The organism is Streptococcus sp. 2741, assembly GCF_013276315.1.
GTDB classification, from domain to species: Bacteria; Bacillota; Bacilli; order Lactobacillales; family Streptococcaceae; genus Streptococcus; species Streptococcus pseudopneumoniae.
The window spans coordinates 1-4,326 of record NZ_VMKU01000087.1; the positions used below are offsets into that span (position 1 = coordinate 1).

The 4,326-nt window shown below is 37.7% G+C and carries 5 protein-coding genes and 1 pseudogene; all 6 read left to right on the forward strand.

What is annotated here, in order from left to right; genetic code table 11:
• Positions 1 to 260 (forward strand): annotated as a pseudogene (locus HT671_RS12085) (hypothetical protein); the annotation flags it as partial.
• Positions 251 to 460, forward strand: coding sequence for a hypothetical protein (locus HT671_RS12090; protein WP_223200444.1), 210 nt, complete (start codon positions 251 to 253; stop codon positions 458 to 460). The pseudogene HT671_RS12085 and the gene HT671_RS12090, both read left to right, overlap by 10 nt.
• Positions 461 to 858: 398 nt before the next feature.
• Complete coding sequence (locus tag HT671_RS12095; RefSeq protein ID WP_000643408.1) at positions 859 to 1,104, forward strand: hypothetical protein; 246 nt, start codon at positions 859 to 861, stop codon at positions 1,102 to 1,104.
• A gap of 400 nt (positions 1,105 to 1,504) precedes the next feature.
• Entirely contained in the window at positions 1,505 to 2,497 is a 993-nt protein-coding gene (locus HT671_RS08490; protein ID WP_001240792.1) for an ATP-binding cassette domain-containing protein, read from the forward strand.
• Position 2,498: 1 nt separating this feature from the next.
• Positions 2,499 to 3,317, forward strand: coding sequence for an ABC-2 family transporter protein (locus tag HT671_RS08495; RefSeq protein WP_023936562.1), 819 nt, complete (start codon positions 2,499 to 2,501; stop codon positions 3,315 to 3,317).
• A 1-nt stretch (position 3,318) separates the two neighbouring features.
• Positions 3,319 to 4,104, forward strand: a complete 786-nt coding sequence (locus HT671_RS08500) for an ABC transporter permease (protein ID WP_023936560.1) — start codon at positions 3,319 to 3,321, stop codon at positions 4,102 to 4,104.
• The last annotated feature ends 222 nt before the right edge of the window (positions 4,105 to 4,326 follow it).

Consider the following 4,326-nt stretch of genomic DNA (forward strand, 5'->3'; position numbering starts at 1 on the left):
TGACTACGTCAGTTCCATCTACAACCTCAAAACAGTGTTTTGAGCAACCTGAGGCTAGTTTCCTAGTTTGCTCTTTGGTTTTCATTGAGTATAACACATTGTTAGAAGTTGGTTTAAATTTCCTAATCAGTTTGTTCACATTTACCTTCGATATATTATATCCCATAGTTAAGGTTGGTCATACAGATGATTATAGTCATGGAGCCGTAAAACTTAGTGTTTCTTTAGTTGACAAAGATGCCATGAAAAAATATCTGTAACTGTAATAGGATATTTTGAAATAAATATAGATGAAAATATCACCGATATTCTATACGTAAATGGTACTGCTATTCTTTGTCCTTATTTACGTTCTATTGTTTCAATAGTTTCGGCAATTGATAGCAGTGAAGCAATGTTGCTACCTACCATTAATGTTTTAGAGTTACTAGATAAATCTCAACCTTTTGAAGAAGAATAATTTATTAGCTCACTAAATTGAGGGTAAGGAAAAGTAAAAGCAGTAAGAAAAATGTCTTGCATTATACAGCAACCTTTTGGGAATGAGTAGATGGATTGAATAAAATTTGATTAAGAGTGGATGATTTATCTGTAGATTATTATTGGACAGTTAGTCTTGAAGTAGTCTAAGAATTAGGTTATAATCAGTAGAAGCCTTGCTAATAATGAGGAGGTTAGTTTATGTATAGTAGACTGAATCTAAAATAGTATGAAACAATTGCTAAAACATTTATAGAAATTAATTTTACTTTTCCAATCAATTTGTTCTCATCTTATTTCAATCCGCTATATATTATGGTATCGAATCTTCATCAGAATGATAAAATTAATCAATTAATATCTGATTATAAACAGAATATGAAAGCTTTTTATATCACTATTGAAAAATTTATACGAGATGATGAAAGTCTTAAGTGTTATTTTACAAAGGTTATTTCAAGTCGTTCCAAGGTAACAAGTCTAAATCAGATTGAAGCTGATAAAACGATACAAAGAAAATATTCAAGTGAGCTAAAAAAATTTATTGGATTTTATAATGAGATTATTTGTGAGGAAAATAGTTTCCTACATGTACGAAAGAGGTGGTCGAGTTGGTTTAGGTAGTCGGTGCGTGAGTTGATAATTCTCAGGGTATGGACTTCTTTTTCATGAATGAGGTAAAAGAGCAGGTATTGTTTAGAGACAATCATTCTGAGCATATTTTCTGGATAGAGGGAGTATCCGATTTTATGATCAAAGTTAATACCGCCCTCTGGTGAGAAGATGAGTAGGTTGGTAATTTAAACTATTCAACTGAATTTTTGATTAAAAGTATTATTTTATGAGAGAAATCCTAATTTCACAATCCATAGGCAAACGCTTGCATTCTGTTTTTTATTGGACTATAATAGATTGGTATAAAGCCTTCTGTAGTAATAAAATATAGAAGGTGTAGAAAGTAAGGATTTAGAATATTTGTAGTTAAAAACACAATGTTGCTATTCCTTATGATAGGGAGATAGATATGGCAATGATAGAAGTGGAACATCTTCAGAAAAATTTTGTGAAGACTGTTAAGGAACCGGGCTTGAAGGGGGCTTTGCGCTCCTTTATTCATCCTGAAAAGCAGACCTTTGAAGCGGTCAAGGATTTGACCTTTGAGGTTCCAAAAGGGCAGATTTTAGGATTTATCGGGGCAAATGGTGCTGGGAAGTCGACAACCATTAAAATGCTGACAGGAATTTTGAAACCAACATCTGGTTTTTGTCGGATTAACGGCAAGATTCCCCAGGACAATCGGCAAGATTATGTCAAAGATATTGGGGTTGTTTTTGGACAACGCACCCAGCTATGGTGGGATTTGGCACTGCAAGAGACCTACACGGTTTTGAAAGAGATTTATGATGTGCCAGACTCGCTCTTTCATAAGCGCATGGACTTTTTGAATGAAGTCTTGGATTTGAAGGACTTTATCAAGGATCCTGTGCGAACTCTTTCACTGGGACAACGGATGCGGGCGGATATTGCAGCTTCCTTGCTCCACAATCCCAAGGTTCTCTTTTTAGATGAGCCGACCATTGGTTTGGACGTTTCGGTCAAGGATAACATTCGTCGTGCCATTACTCAGATCAATCAGGAGGAAGAAACAACCATTCTCCTGACCACTCACGACTTGAGCGATATTGAGCAACTCTGTGATCGGATTTTCATGATTGACAAGGGGCAGGAAATTTTTGATGGAACGGTGAGCCAACTCAAGGAAACCTTTGGCAAGATGAAGACGCTCTCCTTTGAACTGCTACCAGGTCAAAGTCATCTCGTCTCTCACTATGAAGGTTTTTCGGATATGACCATTGATAGACAAGGAAACAGCCTCAACATTGAATTCGATAGTTCTCGCTACCAGTCAGCTGATATTATCAAGCAAACCCTGTCTGATTTTGAAATCCGCGATTTGAAGATGGTGGATACGGATATTGAGGATATTATCCGTCGCTTCTACCGAAAGGAGCTCTAAGATGGTCAAATTGTGGAGACGTTATAAACCCTTTATCAATGCAGGTGTTCAGGAATTGATCACCTATAGAGTCAACTTTATTCTCTATCGAATAGGCGATGTCATGGGGGCTTTTGTAGCTTTTTATCTCTGGAAGGCAGTCTTTGATTCCTCACAAGAGTCTTTGATTCAGGGCTTCAGTATGGCGGATATCACCCTCTACATCATCATGAGTTTTGTGACCAATCTTCTGACTAGATCCGATTCTTCCTTTATGATTGGGGAGGAGGTCAAGGATGGTTCTATTATCATGCGCTTGTTGAGACCGGTGCATTTTGCGGCCTCCTATCTTTTCACCGAGCTTGGGTCCAAGTGGTTGATTTTTATCTCTGTTGGCCTTCCATTTTTAAGTGTCATCGTGTTGATGAAAATCGTATCTGGACAAGGTATTGTAGAAGTGCTGGGATTAACTGTCCTTTATCTTTTTAGCTTAACGCTGGCCTATCTGATTAACTTTTTCTTTAATATCTGCTTTGGATTTTCAGCCTTTGTATTTAAAAATCTATGGGGTTCCAATCTACTCAAGACTTCCATAGTGGCTTTTATGTCTGGAAGTTTGATTCCCTTGGCTTTCTTTCCAAAGCTTGTTTCAGATATTCTGTCCTTCTTGCCTTTTTCATCCTTGATTTACACTCCAGTCATGATTATTGTTGGGAAATACGATGCCAGTCAGATGATTCAGGCGCTCGCTTTGCAGTTCTTCTGGCTCTTAGTGATGGTGAGCTTATCTCAGTTGATTTGGAAACGAGTCCAGTCATTCATTACCATTCAGGGAGGTTAGTATGAAAAAATATCAACGCATGCATCTGATTTTTATCAGACAATACATCAAACAAATTATGGAATACAAGGTGGATTTTGTGGTTGGTGTGCTGGGAGTTTTTTTGACTCAAGGCTTGAACCTATTGTTTCTTAATGTCATCTTTCAACACATCCCATCCCTGGAAGGTTGGACTTTTCAAGAAATTGCCTTTATCTATGGTTTTTCCTTGATTCCCAAGGGACTGGACCATCTCTTTTTTGACAATCTCTGGGCATTGGGACAACGCTTGGTGAGAAAAGGGGAGTTTGACAAGTATCTGACTCGTCCTATCAATCCTCTCTTTCATATTCTAGTTGAGACTTTTCAGATTGATGCTTTGGGAGAACTCTTGGTCGGTGGTATCCTATTGGGAACAACAGTGACTAGCATTGCTTGGACTCTTCCAAAATTCCTGCTTTTCCTAGTTTGTATTCCTTTTGCGACCTTGATTTATACTTCCTTGAAAATCGCGACAGCCAGCATCGCTTTTTGGACCAAGCAGTCAGGCGCCATGATTTACATTTTTTATATGTTTAATGATTTTGCCAAGTACCCGATTTCCATTTACAATTCGCTTCTTCGTTGGTTGATCAGCTTTATCGTGCCTTTTGCCTTTACGGCCTACTATCCTGCTAGCTATTTTTTGCAGGACAAGGATGTACTCTTTAACATTGGAGGTTTGATTTTGATTTCCCTTGTCTTTTTTGGTATTTCCTTGAAACTATGGGACAGGGGCTTGGATTCTTATGAAAGTGCTGGATCCTAAGATGAAGAAACTCAAAGCCTTGTCTTAGGACAGGCTTTTTCTAATAGAGATGAAAATTCCTTGACATCTATTCTCAGAGTGCTATACTGTAAGTGTAATCGCCGATTTATCTCAGTTGGTAGAGCAAGGCACTCGTAAAGCCTAGGTCACAGGTGAACATATGACTGAAGATTTGAAAAAATAGATATGTATAAATAACCGTTAACCCCAATTATTCACCCC

Excerpts from the sequence above, each read along its gene's own strand:
- HT671_RS12095 (WP_000643408.1), top strand. The coding sequence starts at position 859 with ATGAAAGCTTTTTATATCACTATTGAAAAATTTATACGAGATGATGAA.
- HT671_RS08490 (WP_001240792.1), top strand. The coding sequence starts at position 1,505 with ATGGCAATGATAGAAGTGGAACATCTTCAGAAAAATTTTGTGAAGACT.
- HT671_RS08495 (WP_023936562.1), top strand. The coding sequence starts at position 2,499 with ATGGTCAAATTGTGGAGACGTTATAAACCCTTTATCAATGCAGGTGTT.
- HT671_RS08500 (WP_023936560.1), top strand. The coding sequence starts at position 3,319 with ATGAAAAAATATCAACGCATGCATCTGATTTTTATCAGACAATACATC.